This window comes from Streptomyces sp. BA2, from assembly GCF_009769735.1.
Taxonomy (GTDB): domain Bacteria; phylum Actinomycetota; class Actinomycetes; order Streptomycetales; family Streptomycetaceae; genus Streptomyces.
Genome location: NZ_WSRO01000002.1, coordinates 8,986,024 through 9,006,902, shown reverse-complemented (window position 1 = coordinate 9,006,902; position 20,879 = coordinate 8,986,024). Strand labels below are relative to the sequence as shown.

The window sequence follows — 20,879 nt, the reverse complement described above, 5'->3', positions numbered from 1 at the left end:
GGCCGCTCACCGCAGCGGAGCGAGCCGCCCGCTTACCCGCCGGAGCGGCTAGGCGGGCGGCCCGGTGTCAGCTGCCGAAGGGGATGTCGGCCGGGGTGGCCATGCGGCGGGTGTCGGGGTGGGCCTTCACGTAGTCCGTGATGTACGAGAGCGACTCCCGCACCCCGCTGTCGTCGGTGCCGCAGCCCTTCGGACCGTTGACACCGTCCGGGTAGCACGACATCCGGTTGCCGTAGATCAGGCTGTCCACGGCAGCCGCCCCGTCGGAGGCATCGAGCAGGGTGGCGGCGCGCTCCCCGTCCCCCTTCCCCACCGTCCAGCCGACGGTTTGCGCGAGACGTCCGGCGTCCCGAGCGTTCCTGCCGGCCTCGAGCTCTTCCCGGATGCTGCCGAACTTCAGCGCCATGTTGAACAGGCCGTTGTCCATCACGCGCTGGTCGCCGGGGACATTCGGCCCGTGCTGGGCGAAGCCGTCCCGGACCTGTGCGTAGGTGCCGCTGTAGCTGACTGCTTCCTTGGAGTTCAGGTCACCGAGGGCGTTCTTCCAACCGCTGCCGCCCTCCTTGCCGTAGAAGCCGTAGAGCACCCGGATGCCCCTGCTCTCCAGCTTCTTGCGTGCCATGTCCCGCAGTTCGGCCACGGAGCAGTGGCGCCACTCGGGGTCGCTGCTGTCGCACCAGTCGGGGTTCTTCATGTCCAGCCAGACGAAGGAGACGTGACGCCCGCCGTCGTGCTCCTTTGCCACCTGGTCGAACATGTCCGACATGGTGTCGCCGGAGCTGGTGAGAGTGCCGTCATGGTCCGCCCACCAGCCCTTGCGCCAGGCCGTGGCGTCGATCTCCAGCGCGTTGGCCCCGTTGGAGAGCGCCGTGGTCACCCCGCCCGTGGTCAGCACCCGGTGAGCGATGGCCCAGGTGGGGTGCTGCGCGGCGGCGCTCGGTGCCGTCGGGGAGGTCTCGTCCTCCGGTACGGCGATCGCGGCTCCGGTGCCCAAGGTGGCTGCGGATACGACCAGAGCCAGCGGGAGCAGCGTGGCGCGAAGCCGACGTGGGGCGGCCATGAGGACGGGTCCTTTCTGTTTCGGGCTGCGTGGTGCGGCAGCCCGTCTGCCGTGCGGTGGCTGCCTGTCGTACAGCCGGGCGGGCCGACTGCCCGCGCCTGTAGCACCCTACGTCAAGTTACCCGTGGGTAATAGTTGGGTCGGCCGAAGGTCAGCCCAAGAGCAGGTCGACGAGCTCCACAGGGCGGCTGAGCGCGACACAGTGGCTCGCGGCGATCTCGTCAGGGACCACCCCGAGACGTTCGAGCGCGAGCCCGCGCTGCAATTCGGGAGGGAGGAAGCGGTCCTCGGTGCACAGCACGAACCTGGTCGGCACGGTCGGCCAGGCATCGAGCGGCCACGGCTGGGCTGACGCGGCCGACGACGGGTGTGCCCGCTCCTGGCTCATCGCCTTCTTAGCGATCCCATGGGACACATCGTGGTAGAACGATACGTAAGGGTCGTCGCTGCCGGTGAGACCGCCGTCCCGGGCCGCCTGGCGCTGCACGGCCTCGGTGTAGCCCGTGGTGCTCCACCACTGATCCGGTGATTCACCTGGCGAGGGGACCATCCCGGCGACCAGGATCAGCGCCTCCACCGGACGTCGGGCGGCGACAAGGGGCGCCGTGAACGCGCCGAACGAATGGCCCACGACCACGAGTTCGTGACGGTCACCCACTTCCTCGACCACGGCGTCGGCATAGTCGTCGAGGGTCAGCGAATCATCGTCGCCGGGAAGATCCGGAGCCACCACGTCGTGCCCGCGCGCCCGCAGCTCCGCCTCGACCAAGTGCCAGTACCAGCCGACATCACCGGCGCCGTGGATCAACACGAACGTACTCACAACAAAGCTCCTCAGTCGTCGAGCTCCCAGCTTCCCACCGCCAGGCCCCAACTGACCTCGGAACAGAGCGACATGCAATCAGGGGATGAAAAGCGCCACGCCCAGGGCGACAACAGCGCACAGGGCTCCGGCCATCGCCAGGAGGATCGCCTGAGCTTGCACGGCGTCCGTGTCCTCGCCCTCCATAGGGGCACGACTCAGGTCCCACACGGCTTGGATCTGCACAGACAATCCGATGACGACTCCGAGCAGAACGATGGCGTCGGTCATTTCATTCTCATTCCTCCGCGCGGCAACGGTCGCGCTCGGGCTCGAGCAGGCGCCGTACAGTGCGATGATCCACCGGCACCGCTTTCCCGTGACGGTCAACGCGCCGCAGCGATGCAATCTCATGCGCGGCCATCGCGTCACTAGCCACTCTGACCACGCGATTAGGCCCTCCCCGAAGTGCCCTTCACCGACCCGACGGTGGACAACTACTGTGTCTCGTGCCCGTCCCGGTCCGGCGACTTGAACGGCGTCGTGCCACCCGCGTCCTTCCCAACCCCCTTGAGGAGCTTTCGCATGGACCAGTCGCAGATCCTCGTCCTGGACGCCACCGGCAGCGACCGGCACGCCGAAGATGCCGAGTTGCGCTCGCGCGGGCCGGCCGCCCGCGTCGATGTCCTGGGCGTCGAGGCGTGGGCCGTGACCGATCCGGCCCTGCTCAAACAGCTCCTCACCGACCCGCGGGTCTCCAAGGATCCTCGGCGGCACTGGCCGTTGTTCCCCGACAAGATCGTCGGCACCTGGCCACTCGCGCTGTGGGTGGCCGTCGACAACATGTTCACCGCCTTTGGAGGCGACCACCGACGCCTGCGGCGTCTGGTCAGCCCGGCCTTCACCGCGCGCCGCATCGCCGCCATGCAGCCGCGCATCGAGGAGATATCCCAGGCGCTGCTCGAGGAGTTCGCCACCGTTCCCGCCGGAGAACCCACCGACCTGCGCGAGCGGTTCGCCTATCCGCTTCCGATCCGGGTCATCAGCGAACTCATGGGGCTTCCCCACCACTCCCAGCTCGGCTTCCGCCGTACCGTCGACGGCGTCTTCGACACCACGCTCAGCCCCGATCAGGCCGCCGCGAATACCCAGGAGTTGTACGCGATCCTGGCCGACCTGGTCGCGGCCAAGCGCGCTGAGCCCGGCGAGGACATGACCTCCGTACTCATCGCCACCCGTGACGAGGACGGCTCCGCGCTGTCCGAGCAGGAGCTCCTCGACACCCTCCTCCTCGTGATCAGCGCGGGCTACGAGACCACCGTCAACCTCCTGGACCAGGCCATCGCCGCGCTGCTCACCCATCCTGAACAGCTCGCCCTGGTCCGCGAGGGCAAGAGCGCCTGGACGGACGTCGTCGAAGAGACGCTGCGCTACGAGGCGCCCGTCGCGCACCTGCCGATGCGGTTCGCGGTCGAGGACATTCCGCTGACGCAAGGACTCACGATCCGTCAGGGCGAGGCGATCCTCGCCTCCTACGCGGCAGCAGGCCGCCACCCCGATCTCCACGGCTCGAGCGCCGGCTCCTTCGACCTGACCCGAGTCAACAAGAACCATCTCGCCTTCGGCCACGGCGTCCACGTCTGCCTCGGCGCCGCCCTGGCGCGGATGGAGGCCGAGACCGCGCTCCGGGCCCTGTTCACCCGCTACCCGGACCTCACCCTCGCCGTCCCCGCATCCACACTGCGCCCCGCCGAGTCATTCATCTCCAACGGGCACCACGAACTGCCGGTCATCCTCCGCCCGGACACTGCGAACTGAAACATCCTCGCCCTCTGCGGGCGCCAGGATCATCTTCCGTGTTCCCTGCGCGCCCCAGCGCGTGTATGGCAGGGTCGAGGAATGTTTCCCGACGACAACAAAATCGATGTCTCCCTCATGGAACGGGTCGCCGTTGTCACGTTGCGCCACGAGATCGACCTCCAGGACGCGGGCGCGGTCACCGCTGCCCTCGAGCGCGCCCGGACCCTCCGTGACACCGGCGCCACTCTGCTCGTGCTCGCCGAACTCACCTTCGCCGACAGCACCCTGCTCGGCCTGATCCTGCACACCAGCGCCGAGCACGAGAAGGCTGAACGCCCCCTCGTCCTGGCCGGCCCCTTCCAGACATCCGTCCGACGCTTGCTCGAGATCACCGGCGCCGGCGACGTCCTGACTCTGGCCGACACCCGCGACGAAGGGCTTCGGCATTTGGGGGAATCAGCGTGTCCGAACTTCAGATAGGGCGTTGACCAGCACAGGCGCCAAAGAAGCGGGGTGCTCCGGCCGCGCGACGTCTGTTGAGGCTGGCTTGGCGCCTACTTGCTGATCGAACCCTAGGAGAAAGAAGTATGTCTGCCATGAAGAAGACGATGAGCGTCGTGCTGGCCACCGGTGGTCTCGTGATGGGCGCGGCCGGTCTCGCATCCGCTGACGCCGGTGCCCAGGGTGCCGCAGTGGGCTCGCCTGGCGTGCTCTCGGGCAACCAGGCTCAGGTCCCGATCCACATCCCGATCAACCTGTGCGGCAACACCGTCGACATCATCGGCCTGCTCAACCCGGCCTTCGGCAACACCTGCGTCAACGCCTGACCAGCCGTATCGCACCGTCGAGGGCCCGCCGGCTCGACACGGCCTGAGCGAGCGTGCCACCGACCCTCCTTTTCGGTGGCACGCTCGCTCGTCTGTTGTCTGCCGCATTGGCCCCAGCCGCGGGGGCGCCCGCCCGGCCCGTACGGCAGTGGCGCAGAGTACTCCGTATGACGACACCCGCAGAGCTGCTCCGCTCCTTCGCACGCACCCGGGCCTCGCTCGACGGCGAGGAAGTGACGTACTGGTGGTCCGGAGACGTGTACTCCTGGGCGCCGGACGAGCCCTACCAGCGCGTCTTCGGCTTCGAAGGGCTCAACGTCTCCCGCCTCGTGGAGGACACCGAAGGCGGCCCGGACTCCTACCAACTGCTCACCCGCGAGGCCGCCTTCTACCTGGACCCCGTGACGCGCGAGATCCTGGAGACCTGGCAGGACCTGCCGGTGGTGCACGTATGGAACGACCCGGCGAACCAGAAGTGGCGCCCCTTCCCCATACCGACGACTGAACTCGGCGGACAGGTCTGCTTCAGCCTGGAGATCCCACTCGCCTACCCCTCGCCGCTGCCGGTGGCCCAGTACCCCCTCCACTCGGCCGGCGATACGTACAAGGCTCTGGAGCTTTTTCAGTTCTTCGCGGACCGCGCCGACCTCGCCGGCGCGTCGCCCAGCGTCCCGGCCACCATGTCGTGGACCCGGATGTCCCCGTGGCTCCCGTTCATGGCTCGCGGCCAGCGGCCCGGCGGCCTCACCTATCACTGCCGGGGGCGCAAGCTCGGCTCGTACGTCGAGGTCCCCGAGCGCACCCGTGCCTACATCGCCGACCACCACCCGGAGTTCGCGCAGGCCCCGGAGAAGTGGAGCGAGCCGAACGAGACCAGCTGGACGTACTTCCGCAAGCTCAATCCCTAGCCCGTCACGTACACGGTGTTGGTGGCGCTTCCGTCCTGCAGTGGGTTGGGGAAATGGACGACGTGGCTCTCCGACTTCGGGAAGACCTCGGCGAGTACGGCGTTGAACTCCGCGTCCGGCGGGTCGTTCGACCAGAGAGCGAAGATGCCTCCGGGGCGCAGCCGCCGGGCCAGTGCACGCAAGCCACTGGGCTCGTAGAGCGCCGCGTGGCTGGGGTGCAGTACGTGGCGGGGTGAGTGGTCCACGTCGAGGAGGATGGCGTGGAAGCGGCGATCCGGCTCCTCGGGGTCCAGGCCGCCGCCCTCGCCGGCCATCGCCATTGCGAAGAAGTCGCCCTGGACCAGGCGGCATCGGGGGTCCGACGACAGGGCGGCGCCCAGCGGTACGTATCCGCGCTCATGCCACTCGATCACTTCGCCGAGTGCCTCGATGACGGTCAGCGAGCGCACCCGCCGGTCGTCCAGTACGGCACGTGCGGTGTAGCCGAGGCCGAGTCCGCCCACGGCGACATCCAACTCGATGTCCGGCAGGGGCTCGAGGCCGAGCCGGGTCAGCGCGATCTCACCGGCGGTGAAGAGGCTCGACATCAAGAACTCGTCCCCGAGCTTCACCTCGTACACGTCATCGCCCGATGCCGGATCCCGTCGCCGCCGCAGGCTGATGTCCCCCATCGGTGTCGGCCGCCAGTCGATCTCCTCGAAGCGCACGCTCATCCGTTCACCTTTCTGGGCGGCTTGGGCAGCTGGACCGGCGCGTGGTCAGGCGTCGATGATGACCGGGATGATCAGGGGCCTGCGGCGGTGTGTGCGGTACGCCCAGTTCGCCACGGAACGAGCGATGAGCTGTTCGAGCTGGTGGGCGTCCCCGACGCCTTCCTCGGCAGCGGTTGCCAGAGTCTTCTCGATCACCGGGATGACGGACTCGAAGGTCGTCTCGTCGTGGACGAAGCCGCGGGCCAGGAAGTCGGGGGTCTCGGCCAGCGCACCCGTATCGGCGTCGACGATGGCGACCACCGTGACGACGCCCTCCTCGGCCAGAGTGAGCCGGTCCTTCAACGAGGCTTCGGTGACGCCGCCTACGGTCATCCCGTCCACGTAGACGTAGCCCGCGGGGACCTTGCCGGTGATGGAGGCGCGGCCGTCGACGAGGTCGACGACGACGCCGTCCTCGGCGATGACGACCCGGTCGGGATCGACGCCGGTACGGATGGCCAGGTCGGCGTTGGCCTTCAGGTGCTTCCACTCGCCGTGCACGGGCATGACGTTGCGGGGCTTGACGATGTTGTAGCAGTAGATGAGCTCGCCGGCACTGGCGTGGCCCGAGACATGCACCTTGGCGTTGCCCTTGTGGACGACGTTCGCGCCCCATCGGGTCAGGCCGTTGATCACTCGGTAGATCGCCGTCTCGTTGCCGGGGATCAGGGAGCTGGCGAGGAGGACGGTGTCTCCCTTGCCGATGCGGATCACGTGGTCGCGGTTGGCCATCCGCGACAGCGCGGCCATCGGCTCGCCCTGGGATCCCGTGCACACCAGGGTGATCCGGTTCTCGGGTAGCTTCTCCAGCTCCTTCATGCTGACGACCAGGCCCGAGGGAACCTTCAGATAGCCCAGGTCGCGGGCGATGCCCATGTTGCGGACCATCGAGCGGCCCACGAAGGCGACCTTGCGGCCGTACTGGTGGGCGGCGTCGAGCACCTGCTGGATGCGGTGTACGTGGCTGGCGAAGCTGGAGACGATGACTCGCCTCGGCGCGGTACGCAGGACCTGCTCGATCGCGGGGTTCAGCTCGCGCTCGGAGGTGGTGAAGCCCGGCACCTCGGCGTTGGTGGAGTCGGTGAGGAACAGGTCGACGCCCTCCTCGCCGAGCCGGGCGAAGGCGCGCAGGTCGGTGATCCGGTCGTCCAGCGGGAACTGGTCCATCTTGAAGTCACCGGTGTGGAGCACCATCCCGGCGCCCGTTCGGATGGCGACAGCGAGCCCATCGGGGATGGAGTGGTTGACCGCCACGAATTCGCAGTCGAAGGGCCCGAATCCGCGCCGGTCCCCCTCGCGCACCCGCACCGTTCGCGGTCGGATGTTGTGTTCCTTGAGTTTGGCCTCCAGGAAGGCCAGCGTCAGCTTCGATCCGACGACGGGGATGTCGCGCCGTTCTCGCAGCAGGTAGGGCACGCCGCCGATGTGGTCTTCATGGCCGTGTGTGAGCACCACGGCCACGACATCGTCCAGCCGGTCCCGGATCGAGGTGAAGTCGGGAAGGATCACGTCGACGCCGGGCTGGTTCTCCTCGGGGAACAGCACGCCGCAGTCGACGATGAGCAGCTTCCCGCCGTACTCGAAGACCGTCATGTTGCGGCCGATCTCACCCAGACCGCCCAGGGCGACTACCCGCAGGCCTCCCTTGGGCAGCGGCGGGGCAGGTTTCAGCTCAGGGTGCGGATGACTCATACGGTGACGTTACCGGAGTGTCGAGGGGGCTGGTTCGCAGGGCGCCTGCGCTTCTGCCCGGGTCTTCGGCACCTTCTGACGGCTCTTGGAGCTATTTGTCGCCAGATCGGCGCGCCGGTCCGGCGGCATCGAGTCCGCTTCCGCTCTGGTCCAGACGAGCGAACCACAAGTTCAGCCGACCCCGATCGAGGTGACCTCGTAGACAGCGGCGGAACTCATGGACAGTCCGCGGCAGGTCAGCTGAGACGGCGGGGTGCGGTGGGAGTGCACCTCGACGTCCAGAGCCGCGGGACGAGGCGGGCGACCGGTGATGCGGATGCGCCATCGGTTGTCTTCGCGTGACGTCTCGACGACTGCGTAGTCGTGCCGGCCGGCCGGGCCGAAGCGTCTGAGTACGGCTGCGACAGCGGCCTGCTGCGGTGGGAAGAGATCCGTGTATCCGCGCAGGTGCTCGGCGTGAATCCGGCCGGCCAGGTGCTCTTCGACCGTGGTGACCGACGACTTGGCGTCGAGACCGCCGTAGTAGACGCCGTCGGGTGCGACAACGACGTTGGCCGCGAACCTGTCACCGCCGACGTGGGTGCATTCCCACACCAGCTCCGGCCAGCGCTCACTGAGGGCGCGTCCCACGGGCCGACCGCGCACGGCGCAGCAGGTGTCGTGCTGGCCGTGGGCGCAGACGAGGACGACGGGCGGAGAACCGAGCTCTCCGGGGGCACCGAGAGCCTGGACGATCTCCACCAAGTCCTGATCACGGCTCCATGTGCCCCATCGCTGGCGGTAGGCCCCGGAGTTGTCCTGGCGCAGCACGGCCCAGCGCCTGGTGCCTTCGGGGCTGCGGCGTCCGTGCCGCCTGACCAGAAGTACGCGTGCCCGCACCGCCTGGGCGGCGGAGAACACGAGTCCTTTGGTGTGCGGCTCCAGGTCGAGGCCGTCGAAGCCGTTGGGCGGCCAGCCGCCTCGGTGCTCGATGAGTACCCAGACAGAGCCGTGCGGCGCTGTGCCCGCGAGTGAGTCGCCGCGTGTCCGCGCGGCGTCGGCGCAGAAGAAGCGTTCTGCCGCGGTCACGGTGGCCACGTCATCGGTCCGCGGGCACCAGTACGCCCGCGCGCAGCAGTCTCCCGACGAGTTCGACGCCGAGATCGCCGGCGGTGCGGACCTCGCCGTCGAGCATGCGGGTCACCGACGGCAGATCAGTGGCCGTGAAGTCGAGCCAGCCCACGCGGGTGGCCAGGCGCGGGCCCTCAAGACGCGCTTCCAGCTGTCCACGAAGCCGCACCCGTGAGTGGGGGCCGAGGCCGTCGACGGCCTTGAGCTGGGCCAGCGGTCCCAGCGGCGCGGGGCGTCCCTGGCCTCGCCGGGTCCGGTGGAACAGCGGAGCGGAATCGACCTTGGTGATGGCGGCGATGAGACGTTCGCGGACGATGTCGATCTCGCCGTCCGGGCCGTCCACACCGAGAGGCAAGGTGCTGCGCATATCGGGGTCGTCGCGCAGCACCGTGAGTGCGGACTGGGCGAGCTGTTCGGCCAGCGCGTAGCGCGTCCAGCTGTGGATCCCCAGCGTCAGATGGATCGAGACCTCGCCCTGCGCCTGGGCGGCGTGCAGCCAGCCCCGCGGCAAGTAGAGGACGTCACCGGGCTCGAGAACGGCGTCGATGCAGGCCTCGCCCTTCGCGGCCTCGGCGACGGCGCGGCGGCGATCGGTCCAGGGCTGATCCCGCAGTGGGTCGGGATGTACGGGCTCGCGCACGAGCCAGCGCTTGGTGCCGTCGATCTGAAGAACGAAGACGTCGTGGACGTCGTAGTGGTCGTCGAAGCCGCGGTTCTGCGGCGGGGTGACGTAGGCATTGGCCTGCACCGGGTGCCCCAGCTCTGTGCTCAGCCTGGCGCTGAAGTCCGCGACCGGCCCCCACGTGCGCTGCAGGGCTTGCAGGACCAGCGTGGCGCCGTCGGTGAACCTGCGCCACAGAGCGGTGTCGTCCAGCTGGTCGCCGATGGTGGCGCCGGCACCGGCGGGAGAGGTGTACGACGACTCGGGGAGGGTGGAGCCGTCCTTGGCAACGCGGAGGAACGGCGTACGCAGCCCTCGACGCGAGGTCAGTTCATCTACGGCATCGGCGGAGAACAGATCGGAGAAATCGCTCGCGCGTCGCGTGAGCAGCGCTGTGCGCGCCCAGACGTCGCGGGCGAACTCCGCCTGGGTCAGGCCGGTCAGCCGCGTCTCCAAAACGCCGACGCCTGGTGTGGCGTCGGCGTCGGCGTCCTGAAGCTCGGTCGGGGGGATGCTCAAGAGCCGCTGGCGGACTGGTCGGCTCCCCCGTCGGCACCTCCGTCGTGGACGCCGGGCGTGCCCGCCGCACCGCCGTCAGCGGGCCCCTCGGCCCCACCGTCAGCGCCCCCGTCATGGACACCCGGCGTACCCGCCGCACCGCCGTCAGCGGGCCCCTCGGCCCCACCGTCAGCGCCCCCGTCATGGACACCCGGCGTACCCGCCGCACCGCCGTCAGCGGGCCCCTCAGCTCCACCGTCAGCGCCCCCGTCATGGACGCCGGGCGTGCCTGCCGCACCGCCGTCCGCAGGGCCCTCGTGCTGGTTCGGATCCTGCTCGGGGTTGGTCATCATGCCTCCTGAGAATCGAACGGCTGGGACGCTGGGATTGGGCACAACCACAGAGCCCTCTCCACTCTCACCAAGCTCGCTCACGCAATTCTGGTCGGCAACCTGAAGGCATCACGGGGAGGCCAGTCGGCGGGCACCGGGCGTCCGGCACCGGGAAGTGGTGACCAGGAGGTCTCCGGTGTCAGGTTCTTCCTGGTCGAGGAACCCTCCACCGGAGACCTCACTGCTTACTCAGCTCGTCTGCATGGGAACAGCAAGGTACTTGTCGGCGATCCAGCCGGTCTCGCCCTTGTGCGGGCCGCTGGTGACCTTCAGGAAGGCCCACGCGCCGCCCTTGGCGGTGCAGGTGACGTATACCCAACGCCCTTCGCCCACCGTGCCCTTGGCCGTGTAGCCGGTCCCGGGGCCCGTGCGGAACTTGACCGTGGTGTCCGTCTGGGTGTCGTAGTTGGCGACGTTCTTCGTGCAGGCGCTGGAGCCCACCGCGGATGCGGTCGGCGCCAGCGCTACGGTGCCGCCTACCACCACAGCGCTGACTGCGGCCACGCTTGCGAGTCGGGCGGCGACCTTGTGCTTCATCACTTGTTGCCTTCTTTTCAGTTCTGGATGTGCAGGTCAGGGCGGAGCTGAGGCCGATCGGAACCGGGCGCAGCTCGCTCCCATGCAGGCAGCCTCACGTATCGCCCCAACATTTCCCCAACATGCGGCTGCCGCTGTGAGGAGCTCCCCACCCGCCTCCCCTCCTCACCCAGAGGGCTCGTCCGGCACCGGCTTCTCCGGGTGGCTTTCCAGGGACCGGGATTCGCCACGCCTGGCGGTGCCTCCCTCGTCCGTGTCGGGGACCTCGGCCGCCTTGTCCACGTCGAGGTCCCAGGCGTCCGGCTCGTCTGTCGCCTGCTGGTCGGGCGGGTCCCTGGGAACAGGTGTGCTGCCGTCCTCGCCGGGGGAAGCCGGTATCCGATCGCTCATGGTGTCTCCTCCTTGGCCCTTCGGTGCTTGGCCGGAGCAAGTACCCGCGGAGGGGAGGACGACACGTCGCCCCACCGTGTGCGGCGCGGCATGCCAGGTAGGTGCCGTGGGCTTGTGCGCTGAGCCGGGACCGCGTCCAGATCTTCGTGGCTTCCGCCAATACGGAGGGCTGCCGGGGCTCGTAGAGACTGCCAGCCAAGAGCCTCGGCCTGCCCGGCAACGGGGGTCGCGTCCGAGGGGGAACCGATGGAGGACAGCACCATGAGCGCGCAGCAGTACGACGAGATCGGTGAGGCCTACGAGGGGTTCAAGGCCCTGCCGTTGGAACAGTACGCAGTAGTGCCCAGCTTCCTGGCGATGGTCGGGGACGTACGCGGAAAGTCGGTCCTCGACCTGGCCTCCGGCACCGGCTTCTACAGCAGGGAGTTCAAGCGGCGCGGCGCCACCGATGTCCTCGGCATCGACATCTCCAGTGAAATGGTAGCCGTGGCAAAGCAGTTGGAGGAGCGCGATCCGCTGGGGGTGCGCTACGAGGTCGGCGACGTGGCCGAGCTTCGGCCGCTCGGCGGGCGCTTCGACATCACACTGGCCGTCCAGCTGCTCAACTACGCCCCGGACATCGCCACGACGGAACGCATGTGCCGCAACATCCACCGGAACATGAAGCCGGGCGGCGAGCTGTTTCTGCTCAATCAGTCGCCCGACTTCCGCTTTGACGGGCCGAGCCCCGACAAGTACGGCTTCCGCAGCGTGCTCACCGGCGAGGAGGTGGAGACGGGGCCGCGGGTGAGGACCACGGCGCTGCTCGACCCGGCACCGGTCTCGTTCGTCGCCAACTTGCCGCGCCGCGACGTCTACGAGAAGTGCCTGCCGGCGGCCGGGTTCAGTGACCTGGCGTGGGTGCCGCTGACGGTTTCGGAGGCCGGCGTGCGCGAGTTCGGTGCGGACCACTGGGCGGACTTCCGCGACAACCCGCCGCTGGAGATGCTGCGTTGCCGCGCCTGACACGCGACGTGTGACCCAGAGGAGTAGCCGCAGCCTGACCTGCGCACCTGGCAAGAGTCGGGGGTGGACCCGGCCGTCCCAGGCCGGGCCCACCCCTTCGTCGTACTCAGGTACGCGTCACCATCGGTACCAGCGGCTCCTGCGACCGCCGCTCGCGCCGGGCCGGATCACGAAGCCGAGCAGCCACACCACCAGCACGATGACCGCGATCCACCACAGCGCCTTCAGCGCGAAACCCGCACCGAAGAGAAGCAGAGCCAGAAGAAGCACCAGAATCAGGGGAACCATTGCTATCAACCTCCAGCCCACCAAGTGCTCTCTGACCTGCCCCGCAAACACATGAAAGGCATGTTTCCCTCGCGGATCGAAGGTAACGCGCCCGCGTAAGGAGGAGCCTCAGGTCCACGTCCATCTGTCGCTCCCCCGATGTCACGCCTGTGGGGGATAGTCGATCACCGAGGAGGGCACGGAGTCTGAGGTGGCAACGGCGCGCGCACCGCTGTGGTGGTGTCCGCGCGTCGCGGACTGGCGGGCACTGATGACGAAGGCGGATCGGTATGCGCAGGGCAATCGCAATGAGGAAGAAGCTCGCCGTGCTGTTCGTGGCGGTGGCCGCGGCGGCCGCCACCGGGGTGCCGGGCACCACGGCACACGCAGCCGATGGGTACGACCGGTGTCCCGACGGCTCCTACTGCATGTTCTCGGGGCTCGACGGAACCGGCGACATGATCGCCCTCAGGGCAAGCACCCCGGATCTCGCCGCGCTGGGCATGGATGACCGGGCCAAGTCGGACTGGAACCGGACGCCCTCGACCATCTACCTCTGGTCCGATGCGCACTACACCGGCTGTACGGTCGTGACCTCCTCCGGCCCGACGGGCAAGGGGAACTTCTTCCCTGCCTATCGGGACTTCTTGAGTGCGGTGCAATTCGACGGTCCGGGCGGTCCGAGCTGCGGCACTCCGCCCGGCGAGGGCGGTTGAGCGCGGTCTCACGGGCGGGGTGTGTCCTGCGGCCATGTCTCCGGTTGCCAGAGGCCCGCGCGCCGCAGTGACTGTGAGCAGTGGCGGAATATCTCGTCTATCTCGACTACGAGCGCCAGTCGGGGCCGCTGGCCCTTGACGGTCATCGAGTCGAAGAACGGGGCGTCCGTCAGAATTCGGGCCCGGCCGTTGATGCGCAGGATGTCGGAGCTGCCCGGCACCAGGTGGAGCAGGCCCACGTGCGGGTTCCCCAGGATGTTGCGGAAGCTGTCGCCTCGCCGGTTGCCGGGGCGGTCGGGGAGGGCGACGGTGCGCGCGTCGAGGACGTGGACAAAACCCGGTGCGTCGCCTCTTGGGGACGTGTCGCAGTTTCCTTCCGCATCCGCGGTGGAGACGACGCACAGTGGGGAGCGGGCCAGGATGCCCAGGTCGTCATCGGTCAGTTCGTCGTGGACCTTGTCGATGACGATCGGGTGCGGCTCGCCGAGCAGCTCGGTCAGCTCGGCGTCCGAGCGGAGCTCTTGCCAGGTGTGGGGTCCCGTGGCGCTGCCGTCCAAGGGTGGAACGGACAGGGGTGTCGCGGCGTCGGGCACGGGCGTTCCTCGGAGGTCAGCGAGCGGGCGAACGGACTGGCGAGTCAGTAGTTAGGCTCACCTTACTGGGGTGTGGAACGGCAGCTGAGAGTGCCCCCCCCCCTGACCGGGCCACGAGCAATTGATTCGTGAGCGGTGACCGCGTGCGCGGCCCGCGAGTTCGCACGGGCGCTGCGCTGATCACGTCGAAGCAGGCAGGAATCCGCTCGGGTCTGCCTACCTTTGACGTATGGAAAATGTGTCGCGTGATCTCGTCGTGCCGGACAGGGCGAATCCCCTGCGTCAGCTCTCGCTGGAGCAACTTCGGCGGCGTACGAGCATGAAGTGGCGGACGTATCCGAACGACGTACTGCCGCTGTGGGTGGCCGAGATGGACGTCCCGCTCGCCGATCCGGTCGCCGAGGCGATAACCGACGCCGTTGCGCTCGGCGACACCGGCTATCCCGCCGGGACGGCCTACGCCGAGGCGCTGGCCGGGTTCGCTATCAAGCGGTGGGGCTGGGACGGGGTCGCCGTCGAGCGCACGGCGATCGTGCCCGACGTGATGCTCGGCATCGTCGAGATGCTCAAGCTGGTCTCCGCGCCCTGCGACCCCGTCATCGTCAACTCCCCCGTGTACCCGCCCTTCTACCAGTTCGTCGGTAACCTGGACCGGCCTGTCGTCGAGGCGCCGCTCGGGCCGGACCTGCGGATCGACTTCGCCGTACTTGCGGATGTGTTCCGGCGTGTGGCAGAGGGTGCCGCCCGGCCGGTGTATCTGCTGTGCAGCCCGCACAATCCGACCGGGACCGTGCACACCGCCGCCGAGTTGACGCGGATCGCGCAACTGGCGCGGGAGCACGGCGTACGTGTCGTGGTCGACGAGATCCACGCTCCGATCGTGGCATCGGGAGCGTCGTTCGTCCCCTTCCTGAGCGTGCCCGGGGCGGAGAACGGGCTGTCGCTGATCTCGGCGTCGAAGGCCTGGAACCTGGCCGGGCTCAAGGCCGCCCTCGCCATCGCGGGGCCCGAGGCCGCCGAAGACCTCGCCCGCATCCCCGAAGAGGTCAGCCACGGCCCGAGCCATCTCGGCATCATCGCCCACACGGCGGCTCTGCGGGACGGAGGTGACTGGCTCGACGCGCTGCTCTCCGGCCTCGACGACAACCGCCGGCTCCTGGCCGCTCTGCTGGCCGAGCACCTGCCCACCATCGGCTACAAGCCCGCGCAGGGCACCTTCTTGGCCTGGCTCGACTGCCGGGAACTGGGCCTGAGCGGCGACCCGGCCGAGGTCTTCCTGCAGCGCGGCCGCGTCGCTCTGAGCTCCGGAAGCACCTTCGGAACCGGCGGCGAGGGCTTCGTCCGCCTCAACCTCGCCGCTTCACCGGAGGTCATCACCGAGGCGGTCCTGCGGATGAGAACAGCCGTCGCCTGACGGCAGTTGACGAAGCTCCCCCTTGGCGGCTGCCGCACTCACCAACTCGCCTTTCCCCAGCACTCCCAGCGAGTTGTTGAGTCGCAGCCGGGTGCACCACTCACGAGACCACGTCAATTTCGAACGCGAGATCGACATGGTGTGGAGGTGAGGGTCAGTTTTCCATTCGTGCATTCGCCGACGGGCGCCAGAACGTAGCCTTCACTGCTCACACATGAGTTACTGCTGTTGCAGGTTGGGCAGCCACCATTCAGGGTGCATCAGGTGCGCCCTCCCATCAGGAGTGCTCAGTCGTGAGCACGACCCGCTATCCGCACGACCACGTGCGCTCACGAAAAGGTCACTGTCATGTCAGACGTTCAGCCGGAATCTGCCGGAGTTCAGGCCCACTACGCCGCCCGCGTCGCCGCGGACCTCGAGACCAACCGCAAGGAGCAGGAACGCCTCGGTGCTGAGGTGACTGCGCTCCAGGAGCAGTTGCGAACGCTGGAGAGCGACCACGCGCTGTTGCTGAGCATGCAGCAGGCGTTGGGCTCCTCCAACACCGCGGCGGCCGCCGACAAGAAGGCTTCGAACCGCGCGTCAACCGGCAAGAAGGCAGTACCCGCCCCTCGGGCAAGTGCGAACAATTCCGGTGCGGCCCGAACGAAGAAGCCTGCAGCCACCAAGCCCAAGGACAAGGACAAGGACAAGGACAAGTCAGCCAAGGGTGCTCCCAAGGCCACCGCGAAGAAGTCCGCCGAGGCGACGGCGGGGCCCACGCTGGTCGAGCTGATCGACAACCACCTCAGCAAGCAGAGCGAGCCGCGTTCCGCCGCTGAGATCACCAGCGCACTCGCCCAGGACCGACCCGACCGCACCATCAAGACCACCGTCGTGCGCACCACCGTGGAAGGCCTGGTCGCCAAGGGCCGAGCGCACCGCACCAAGCAGGGTTCCTCCGTCTTCTACACCGCGGCGGCCGCCCCGGCGGACTCTGCCCCCGCACCGCAGTCGGAGAGCGCCGCCAGCTGAATCGGCTGGCACCACGTGTGTGCCTCACGGTGGATCCTGGCCGCTGTCCACCAGCCATCGGTGGACAGCCCGCCTGCACGGTGCTCGCCGGGCCGGACGGTCCACGCCTTGCTCGCCGTACGAGATCTGTGGCTGCTTCCGGCCAGGCTCCGTACTCGAAGTGGTTCATCAGTTACCTGAGCCCCTTCAGGCCCGTCATCACCCATGACGGAGCAGATTCGAGGAAGGCAGCAACATGTCCGACACCAGTCCGGCGAGCCCGGCGGATCCTATGGCCGAGGCGTTCGAGGCCCAGCGCGACCGGCTGCGCTCGGTCGCCTACCGCATGCTCGGATCGCACGCCGACGCCGAGGACGTGGTCCAGGAGGCCTGGTTGCGCCTCTCCCGCCAGGATGCGTCGACCATCCACAACCTCGCGGGCTGGCTGACCACGGTGGCAGGACGCATCAGCCTCGATGTCCTGCGATCCCGCCAGGCCCGCCCGGAGGCGTCCTACGACGACAGCCTGCCCGAGCTGGTGGTGACGCTCGACGACGGCCCCGCTCCCGAGGAGGACGCGGTGCTCGCCGACTCGGTCGGGCTCGCGCTGCTCGTCGTCCTGGAGTCGCTGCGGCCGAGCGAGCGGCTGGCGTTCGTGCTGCACGACCTGTTCGCGGTGCCGTTCGAGGAGATCGGCCAGATCCTCGGCAAGTCCACCGCCGCCACCAAGATGCTCGCCAGCCGCGCCCGCAGGAAGGTGCAGACGATTGAGCGGCCGACGGGCGCCGGGCCGGAGCAGCGAGAGGTGGTCCAGGCCTTCCTGGCGGCGGCTCGCGGCGGCGACTTCGAGGAGTTGCTGCGGGTGCTCGACCCCGAGGTGAAGCTGACCGTCGACACCCCGTCCGGCGTGGTCGTCACCCTCGGCGCCACCAAGATCGCCGCCGGCGCGCAACTGTCCGCCGACGCGGCCACACACGGCCGGGCGGTGCTCGTCAACGGCCTCCCGGGGGTCATTTCCTGGCGCGAGGACGGCTCGCCGCTCTCGGTCCTCGCGTTCACCGTCGTCGGCGACCGGATCACCGAGATCGCGGTCGTGATCGACCCGGCCAAGCTCGCGCTGATGGACCTGCCGGATCCCGCGTGAGTTGACTGCCACCTCCCGTCGCGCAGACTCCGGTCAGCTGCCTCATCAAGTGCCTCAGTGCTGGATCAGGCCGCCGACCGGGACAGCGGCCACGTGGCCGGTTGCCGGACGGGTCTGCGCGAGGGCGAGGCCGATGTCGACCAGCGACGACCGGCGCAGGCAGGCGACGTCGGGGAGCGGAGTCCAGACCGACTCGGCGATCTCGCCGTTCGGCTCTGGCCGGAGCCGGCCGCCGGCGATACGGGCCTGGTAGAAGATGCCGACGTTCTGGTGCTCCGGCCCACCGGGCATCGTGCGCTCGGCTGCGGGGATGATCCGTGAGTCCACGCCCAGCAGGCGCTCCACCACCGCGTCACAGCCCGTCTCCTCAGCGACCTCGCGCTTCACCGCGTCGAACGGGTCCTCCCCGTGCTCGACCCGGCCGCCCGGAAGAGTCCAGTTGGACTCGCCGTGTGCTGACACGTGACGGGCAAGCAGAACCCGTCCGCCCGCAAGGCACACGGCGTACGCCGCCAGCCTGAAGCTCATGCCTGCCCCTCCCCTCGGACGCTCTCGGTTGTCCACGGCCCGCGCCCGCTCGCCGAACTGGTCGCCCCGCTCCCCGAGATCTGCCTTGAGGGACGAACTGGACGGGCCAGGAGTGGCCACTACAAGACCGGCGGCCCCTGCTCCACGCGGCGCAGCACCGGTGCGAGCCTGTCGAGGCCCTCGCTCGTCTGGATCTGTCGCTCGTCCCACCAGGTGACTCCCGCGTCGGCCAACGGGCCGATCAGGTCACGGGTCTTGGCGGCGTCGCCGCCCGGCGAGGCGCCGCCGAGGACGATCTCGAAGGGAGAGGGGGTGTCTGGACGGTCCTCGCGCTGCTTTGTCACGTAGGCCACCAAGTCGTGGACCTGGTCGATCGGCGGCACGTAACCGTGTTTGGCGTCGGTGAACAGCGGGACCGCGCCGTCCCAGCGTGCGGCCCGGCGCATGGGCGGGCGGTTCGGCCAGAAGCCGGCGATCCAGATCGGCGGCCGGGGGCGTTGCGCCGTGGCCGGGAGCAATGTCACGTCGCGTGCCTGGTAGTGCCGTCCGTCGTGGTTCACCGGCTCGCCCGACCAGTAGCGCCGCAACAGGTCCAGGCCCTCGTCCAGCCGCTCGGCCAGCACCTTCGGGTCAGCGGTGTCGCCAAAGCTTGCGTACTCGTCTTCGACGGGCCCGCCGAGCCCCGCACCGAAGGTGACCCGGCCGCCGCTCAGGACGTCCAGGGTCGCCACCTGGCGGGCGAGCTGCTGCGGGCGCCGCCGGGCGACCGGGGTGACCAGCGTGCCCAGCCTGATCCGGGAGGTCGCGAGCGCGGCGGCGGTCAGCAGCATCCAGGGGTCTCCGAAAGGCCTGCCCGCATGCTTGCGGTGCAGCACGTGATCCCAGACGAACAGCCCGTCCCATCCAGCTTGTTCCGCCGCGACGGCCACCTTCGCCACGGTCCTGGGATCTGCGAAGTCACCAAAGTTCGGGATGTTGACCGAGAATCGCATCCCCGCATCCTGCTGCACCGCACTGGGGTCGGCAACCGCAATCTCGCCTCGGTCTCACCTCAGGACAGCACTGGCTTCCTCCGCATGCCGCACCGCGGCCTGGGCCAGACCGGTGATCAGCGGGTGGGGGCGGGTGCCGTCGCCGTGCAGTTCGGGCTGGAACAAGGTGGCCAGGAAGAAGGGGTGGTCGGGCAGCTCGGCGACGCGGATGTCGCCGTTCTCGTCGGTGCCGGTGAAGTTCAGACCGTGGGTGCGCAGCCGCTCCACATAGGCGGGGTTCGGGCCGTAGTTGCAGTGATAGCGCTCCACCGTCCGCTGGGCGCCGATGAGTTGGGCCGCCCGGGAGTCCGCTTCGAGGACGATCGCGCCCTCGTGGCCGACGAGAGAGCAGGCGAGCGGGACCAGCACCTCCTCCCCTCCCCTGTCACTTCCCTTGTCACTTCCCCTGTCACTCTGGCTGTCGCTGTTCTGGGGGGTGTTCGCGCGGTGGGTGTTCTCGGCATGGACCGCGTCGCCGAGCCCGCACACCGACCGGGCGTACTCCAGGAGCAGGTACTGGAAGCCGCCACAGGTACCCAGGAAGGGGATGCGTTGCTCCCGGGCCGTGCGGATGGCGGCGAGCGCTCCGGCTTCGCTGCGGTAGGGGCTTCCGGGCAGCACCCAGACGGCGTCGAAGCCTTCGACTCCGGCCTCGGCTTCCTGGGTGGGGATCCAGTACGCGTCCAGGCTGAGGCCGTCGCGGGCGCGCAGGGCTTCCATGAGGGTGGGGATACGAGTGTGGGAGCGGACGTGGTCGGAGCGGTCCGCGACCAGTGCGATACGTGCGGCAGGAGTCATGCGTCCATCGTCAGCGGCGTCACCACATCACGTCCAACGATGATTCATGCACTGTGCATTAGCGATACTGATGCACATGGATCCACACCTCCTACGGACGTTCGTCTCCGTCGTCGAGAACCGCTCCTTCTCGGCCGCCGCCCAGGAACTGGGCTACACGCAGTCCGCCGTCTCGCAGCACATCGCCGCACTCGAAGCCGACCTCGGCCCGCGGCTCGTGCATCGCCGACCGGTGGGGCCCACCGAGACCGGCGAGCGTCTCATGGAACATGCCCGGCCCCTGCTCCTGCGCCTGGACGCGGCCCGCGCCGACATCGCCCGGCTCCACGCCACGCGCTCGACGCAGCTCACCGTCGCTGCCAGCCCTCTCGCGGTGACCCCCGCTCTCGCTCTTGCCCTCGCCCGGATCCGCCGTGTCGCCCCCGGCCTCGCCGTGTCGCTCGACGTGCTCGGGCGGGAGGCGGTGGTGGCGGCCGTCATGGCCGGGGACGCAGACCTCGCCCTGGTGGACGGGGCAGCGGCGCCCACCGACCCCCTGCCGCTGTCCGACCCGGGCCCCCTGACCACCACCGCCGTCGCCGAACACCCCCTGGCAGTGCTGCTCCCGGCCGACCACCCCCTGGCACGCCGGAGGACCCTCCAACTGCCGGACCTCACCGACGCGCACTGGCTGGACGCACCCGATACGGCCATCCCCCTGACCCAACTCCGCGCAGCCGCCCACACCGACGGCTTCCGCCCTCAGGTCACCTACCGCGGAACCGACATCAGGGGGGTGGGCACCCTCGTCGCCGGCGGGCACGGCCTTGCGGCCCTCCCCCTCACCACAGCCGCCGAGCTGCCGGGAACGGCCGCCGTCCCCCTGTCCGCGCCCCGCCTGGTCCACCGCACCGAAGTCCTGCACCCGACCAACCCCCCTGCGCCCGTCCCCGAGTTGGTCGCTCTCCTCGGCCGATGACCG

Annotated in this window: 25 protein-coding genes; 11 read left to right on the top strand and 14 right to left on the bottom strand. The window is 69.0% G+C overall.

Annotation, left to right across the window (positions count from 1 at the left end):
- Window positions 1-67 precede the first annotated feature (67 nt).
- The 3 genes from E5671_RS43155 to E5671_RS43145 form a co-directional block, all read right to left on the bottom strand.
- Window positions 68-1,060 carry a phospholipase gene (locus E5671_RS43155; RefSeq protein WP_160509648.1) on the bottom strand — a complete coding sequence of 331 codons (993 nt, stop codon included), beginning with the start codon at window positions 1,058-1,060 and terminating at the stop codon, window positions 68-70.
- A gap of 151 nt (window positions 1,061-1,211) precedes the next feature.
- Window positions 1,212-1,883: an alpha/beta fold hydrolase gene (locus tag E5671_RS43150; protein WP_160509647.1), complete on the bottom strand. Its 672-nt coding sequence runs from the start codon at window positions 1,881-1,883 to the stop codon at window positions 1,212-1,214.
- A gap of 78 nt (window positions 1,884-1,961) precedes the next feature.
- Window positions 1,962-2,153, bottom strand: a complete 192-nt coding sequence (locus E5671_RS43145; RefSeq protein WP_160509646.1) for a hypothetical protein — start codon at window positions 2,151-2,153, stop codon at window positions 1,962-1,964.
- A 294-nt stretch (window positions 2,154-2,447) separates the two neighbouring features.
- On the opposite strand from E5671_RS43145, the gene E5671_RS43140 reads away from it, so the two are divergent.
- The 4 genes from E5671_RS43140 (at window position 2,448) to E5671_RS43125 (ending at window position 5,397) form a co-directional block, all read left to right on the top strand.
- Complete coding sequence (locus E5671_RS43140) at window positions 2,448-3,680, top strand: cytochrome P450 family protein (RefSeq protein ID WP_160509645.1); 1,233 nt, start codon at window positions 2,448-2,450, stop codon at window positions 3,678-3,680.
- Between the two features lie 81 nt (window positions 3,681-3,761).
- Window positions 3,762-4,142, top strand: coding sequence for an STAS domain-containing protein (locus E5671_RS43135; RefSeq protein ID WP_237330372.1), 381 nt, complete (start codon window positions 3,762-3,764; stop codon window positions 4,140-4,142).
- 116 nt (window positions 4,143-4,258) lie between these two features.
- The gene (locus E5671_RS43130) at window positions 4,259-4,489 is read left to right on the top strand and encodes a chaplin (protein ID WP_443032814.1); all 231 of its coding nucleotides are present in this window, start codon (window positions 4,259-4,261) and stop codon (window positions 4,487-4,489) included.
- Window positions 4,490-4,656: 167 nt separating this feature from the next.
- Window positions 4,657-5,397: a DUF1838 family protein gene (locus tag E5671_RS43125; RefSeq protein ID WP_160509643.1), complete on the top strand. Its 741-nt coding sequence runs from the start codon at window positions 4,657-4,659 to the stop codon at window positions 5,395-5,397.
- Here E5671_RS43125 and E5671_RS43120 read toward each other — a convergent pair.
- The 4 genes from E5671_RS43120 to E5671_RS43105 form a co-directional block, all read right to left on the bottom strand.
- Entirely contained in the window at window positions 5,394-6,110 is a 717-nt protein-coding gene (locus tag E5671_RS43120) for a spermidine synthase (protein WP_160509642.1), read from the bottom strand. The genes E5671_RS43125 and E5671_RS43120 overlap by 4 nt on opposite strands.
- A gap of 45 nt (window positions 6,111-6,155) precedes the next feature.
- Window positions 6,156-7,841, bottom strand: coding sequence for a ribonuclease J (locus E5671_RS43115; RefSeq protein WP_160509641.1), 1,686 nt, complete (start codon window positions 7,839-7,841; stop codon window positions 6,156-6,158).
- A 171-nt stretch (window positions 7,842-8,012) separates the two neighbouring features.
- Window positions 8,013-8,909 carry a sucrase ferredoxin gene (locus E5671_RS43110; protein ID WP_160509640.1) on the bottom strand — a complete coding sequence of 299 codons (897 nt, stop codon included), beginning with the start codon at window positions 8,907-8,909 and terminating at the stop codon, window positions 8,013-8,015.
- A 10-nt stretch (window positions 8,910-8,919) separates the two neighbouring features.
- Window positions 8,920-10,131: a cupin domain-containing protein gene (locus tag E5671_RS43105; RefSeq protein WP_160509639.1), complete on the bottom strand. Its 1,212-nt coding sequence runs from the start codon at window positions 10,129-10,131 to the stop codon at window positions 8,920-8,922.
- Window positions 10,132-10,175: 44 nt separating this feature from the next.
- On the opposite strand from E5671_RS43105, the gene E5671_RS45645 reads away from it, so the two are divergent.
- The gene (locus E5671_RS45645; RefSeq protein WP_202121482.1) at window positions 10,176-10,472 is read left to right on the top strand and encodes a hypothetical protein; all 297 of its coding nucleotides are present in this window, start codon (window positions 10,176-10,178) and stop codon (window positions 10,470-10,472) included.
- 219 nt (window positions 10,473-10,691) lie between these two features.
- Here E5671_RS45645 and E5671_RS43095 read toward each other — a convergent pair whose 3' ends face one another.
- Together E5671_RS43095 and E5671_RS43090 are read right to left on the bottom strand one after the other, a co-directional pair.
- Window positions 10,692-11,042 carry an SH3 domain-containing protein gene (locus E5671_RS43095; protein WP_160509638.1) on the bottom strand — a complete coding sequence of 117 codons (351 nt, stop codon included), beginning with the start codon at window positions 11,040-11,042 and terminating at the stop codon, window positions 10,692-10,694.
- Between the two features lie 162 nt (window positions 11,043-11,204).
- The gene (locus E5671_RS43090; RefSeq protein ID WP_160509637.1) at window positions 11,205-11,429 is read right to left on the bottom strand and encodes a hypothetical protein; all 225 of its coding nucleotides are present in this window, start codon (window positions 11,427-11,429) and stop codon (window positions 11,205-11,207) included.
- A gap of 261 nt (window positions 11,430-11,690) precedes the next feature.
- Between E5671_RS43090 and E5671_RS43085 the strand changes: the two genes are divergently transcribed.
- A complete protein-coding gene (locus E5671_RS43085) occupies window positions 11,691-12,434 on the top strand; it encodes a class I SAM-dependent methyltransferase (protein ID WP_160510796.1) in 744 nt (247 codons plus the stop codon).
- Between the two features lie 117 nt (window positions 12,435-12,551).
- On the opposite strand, the gene E5671_RS43080 is transcribed toward E5671_RS43085, so the two are convergent.
- Window positions 12,552-12,722 carry a hydrophobic protein gene (locus E5671_RS43080; protein WP_160509636.1) on the bottom strand — a complete coding sequence of 57 codons (171 nt, stop codon included), beginning with the start codon at window positions 12,720-12,722 and terminating at the stop codon, window positions 12,552-12,554.
- A gap of 269 nt (window positions 12,723-12,991) precedes the next feature.
- Here E5671_RS43080 and E5671_RS43075 point away from each other — a divergent pair, with 269 nt between their 5' ends.
- Window positions 12,992-13,417 carry a peptidase inhibitor family I36 protein gene (locus tag E5671_RS43075; RefSeq protein WP_237330371.1) on the top strand — a complete coding sequence of 142 codons (426 nt, stop codon included), beginning with the start codon at window positions 12,992-12,994 and terminating at the stop codon, window positions 13,415-13,417.
- 8 nt (window positions 13,418-13,425) lie between these two features.
- On the opposite strand, the gene E5671_RS43070 is transcribed toward E5671_RS43075, so the two are convergent.
- Complete coding sequence (locus E5671_RS43070) at window positions 13,426-13,974, bottom strand: MSMEG_1061 family FMN-dependent PPOX-type flavoprotein (protein ID WP_237330955.1); 549 nt, start codon at window positions 13,972-13,974, stop codon at window positions 13,426-13,428.
- A gap of 265 nt (window positions 13,975-14,239) precedes the next feature.
- On the opposite strand from E5671_RS43070, the gene E5671_RS43065 reads away from it, so the two are divergent.
- The 3 genes from E5671_RS43065 (at window position 14,240) to E5671_RS43055 (ending at window position 17,561) form a co-directional block, all read left to right on the top strand.
- Window positions 14,240-15,424 (top strand): MalY/PatB family protein, encoded by a 1,185-nt coding sequence (locus E5671_RS43065; protein WP_160509633.1) that lies wholly within the window; start codon window positions 14,240-14,242, stop codon window positions 15,422-15,424.
- Window positions 15,425-15,772: 348 nt separating this feature from the next.
- Window positions 15,773-16,438 (top strand): hypothetical protein, encoded by a 666-nt coding sequence (locus E5671_RS43060; protein ID WP_160509632.1) that lies wholly within the window; start codon window positions 15,773-15,775, stop codon window positions 16,436-16,438.
- 235 nt (window positions 16,439-16,673) lie between these two features.
- On the top strand, window positions 16,674-17,561 hold the full coding sequence (locus E5671_RS43055) for a sigma-70 family RNA polymerase sigma factor (RefSeq protein ID WP_160509631.1): 888 nt from the start codon (window positions 16,674-16,676) through the stop codon (window positions 17,559-17,561).
- 54 nt (window positions 17,562-17,615) lie between these two features.
- On the opposite strand, the gene E5671_RS43050 is transcribed toward E5671_RS43055, so the two are convergent.
- From E5671_RS43050 to E5671_RS43040, 3 genes are all read right to left on the bottom strand, one after another.
- The gene (locus E5671_RS43050; protein ID WP_160509630.1) at window positions 17,616-18,089 is read right to left on the bottom strand and encodes an NUDIX hydrolase; all 474 of its coding nucleotides are present in this window, start codon (window positions 18,087-18,089) and stop codon (window positions 17,616-17,618) included.
- 119 nt (window positions 18,090-18,208) lie between these two features.
- Window positions 18,209-19,081 (bottom strand): LLM class flavin-dependent oxidoreductase, encoded by an 873-nt coding sequence (locus E5671_RS43045; protein ID WP_160509629.1) that lies wholly within the window; start codon window positions 19,079-19,081, stop codon window positions 18,209-18,211.
- 54 nt (window positions 19,082-19,135) lie between these two features.
- A complete protein-coding gene (locus E5671_RS43040; protein ID WP_160509628.1) occupies window positions 19,136-19,918 on the bottom strand; it encodes a glutamine amidotransferase-related protein in 783 nt (260 codons plus the stop codon).
- A gap of 76 nt (window positions 19,919-19,994) precedes the next feature.
- Here E5671_RS43040 and E5671_RS43035 point away from each other — a divergent pair, with 76 nt between their 5' ends.
- Window positions 19,995-20,876 carry a LysR family transcriptional regulator gene (locus tag E5671_RS43035; protein ID WP_160509627.1) on the top strand — a complete coding sequence of 294 codons (882 nt, stop codon included), beginning with the start codon at window positions 19,995-19,997 and terminating at the stop codon, window positions 20,874-20,876.
- Window positions 20,877-20,879: the final 3 nt, after the last annotated feature.

What these genes read in the sequence shown, in the direction of transcription:
- E5671_RS43085 (WP_160510796.1), top strand. Translation starts at nt 11,691, where the DNA reads ATGAGCGCGCAGCAGTACGACGAGATCGGTGAGGCCTACGAGGGGTTC.
- E5671_RS43040 (WP_160509628.1), bottom strand. Translation starts at nt 19,918, where the DNA reads ATGACTCCTGCCGCACGTATCGCACTGGTCGCGGACCGCTCCGACCAC.
- E5671_RS43075 (WP_237330371.1), top strand. Translation starts at nt 12,992, where the DNA reads ATGCGCAGGGCAATCGCAATGAGGAAGAAGCTCGCCGTGCTGTTCGTG.
- E5671_RS43135 (WP_237330372.1), top strand. Translation starts at nt 3,762, where the DNA reads ATGTTTCCCGACGACAACAAAATCGATGTCTCCCTCATGGAACGGGTC.
- E5671_RS43080 (WP_160509636.1), bottom strand. Translation starts at nt 12,722, where the DNA reads ATGGTTCCCCTGATTCTGGTGCTTCTTCTGGCTCTGCTTCTCTTCGGT.
- E5671_RS43125 (WP_160509643.1), top strand. Translation starts at nt 4,657, where the DNA reads ATGACGACACCCGCAGAGCTGCTCCGCTCCTTCGCACGCACCCGGGCC.
- E5671_RS43115 (WP_160509641.1), bottom strand. Translation starts at nt 7,841, where the DNA reads ATGAGTCATCCGCACCCTGAGCTGAAACCTGCCCCGCCGCTGCCCAAG.
- E5671_RS43145 (WP_160509646.1), bottom strand. Translation starts at nt 2,153, where the DNA reads ATGACCGACGCCATCGTTCTGCTCGGAGTCGTCATCGGATTGTCTGTG.
- E5671_RS43035 (WP_160509627.1), top strand. Translation starts at nt 19,995, where the DNA reads ATGGATCCACACCTCCTACGGACGTTCGTCTCCGTCGTCGAGAACCGC.
- E5671_RS43130 (WP_443032814.1), top strand. Translation starts at nt 4,259, where the DNA reads ATGAAGAAGACGATGAGCGTCGTGCTGGCCACCGGTGGTCTCGTGATG.
- E5671_RS43050 (WP_160509630.1), bottom strand. Translation starts at nt 18,089, where the DNA reads ATGAGCTTCAGGCTGGCGGCGTACGCCGTGTGCCTTGCGGGCGGACGG.
- E5671_RS43120 (WP_160509642.1), bottom strand. Translation starts at nt 6,110, where the DNA reads ATGAGCGTGCGCTTCGAGGAGATCGACTGGCGGCCGACACCGATGGGG.
- E5671_RS43045 (WP_160509629.1), bottom strand. Translation starts at nt 19,081, where the DNA reads ATGCGATTCTCGGTCAACATCCCGAACTTTGGTGACTTCGCAGATCCC.
- E5671_RS43060 (WP_160509632.1), top strand. Translation starts at nt 15,773, where the DNA reads ATGTCAGACGTTCAGCCGGAATCTGCCGGAGTTCAGGCCCACTACGCC.
- E5671_RS43140 (WP_160509645.1), top strand. Translation starts at nt 2,448, where the DNA reads ATGGACCAGTCGCAGATCCTCGTCCTGGACGCCACCGGCAGCGACCGG.
- E5671_RS43155 (WP_160509648.1), bottom strand. Translation starts at nt 1,060, where the DNA reads ATGGCCGCCCCACGTCGGCTTCGCGCCACGCTGCTCCCGCTGGCTCTG.
- E5671_RS43090 (WP_160509637.1), bottom strand. Translation starts at nt 11,429, where the DNA reads ATGAGCGATCGGATACCGGCTTCCCCCGGCGAGGACGGCAGCACACCT.
- E5671_RS43055 (WP_160509631.1), top strand. Translation starts at nt 16,674, where the DNA reads ATGTCCGACACCAGTCCGGCGAGCCCGGCGGATCCTATGGCCGAGGCG.
- E5671_RS43065 (WP_160509633.1), top strand. Translation starts at nt 14,240, where the DNA reads ATGGAAAATGTGTCGCGTGATCTCGTCGTGCCGGACAGGGCGAATCCC.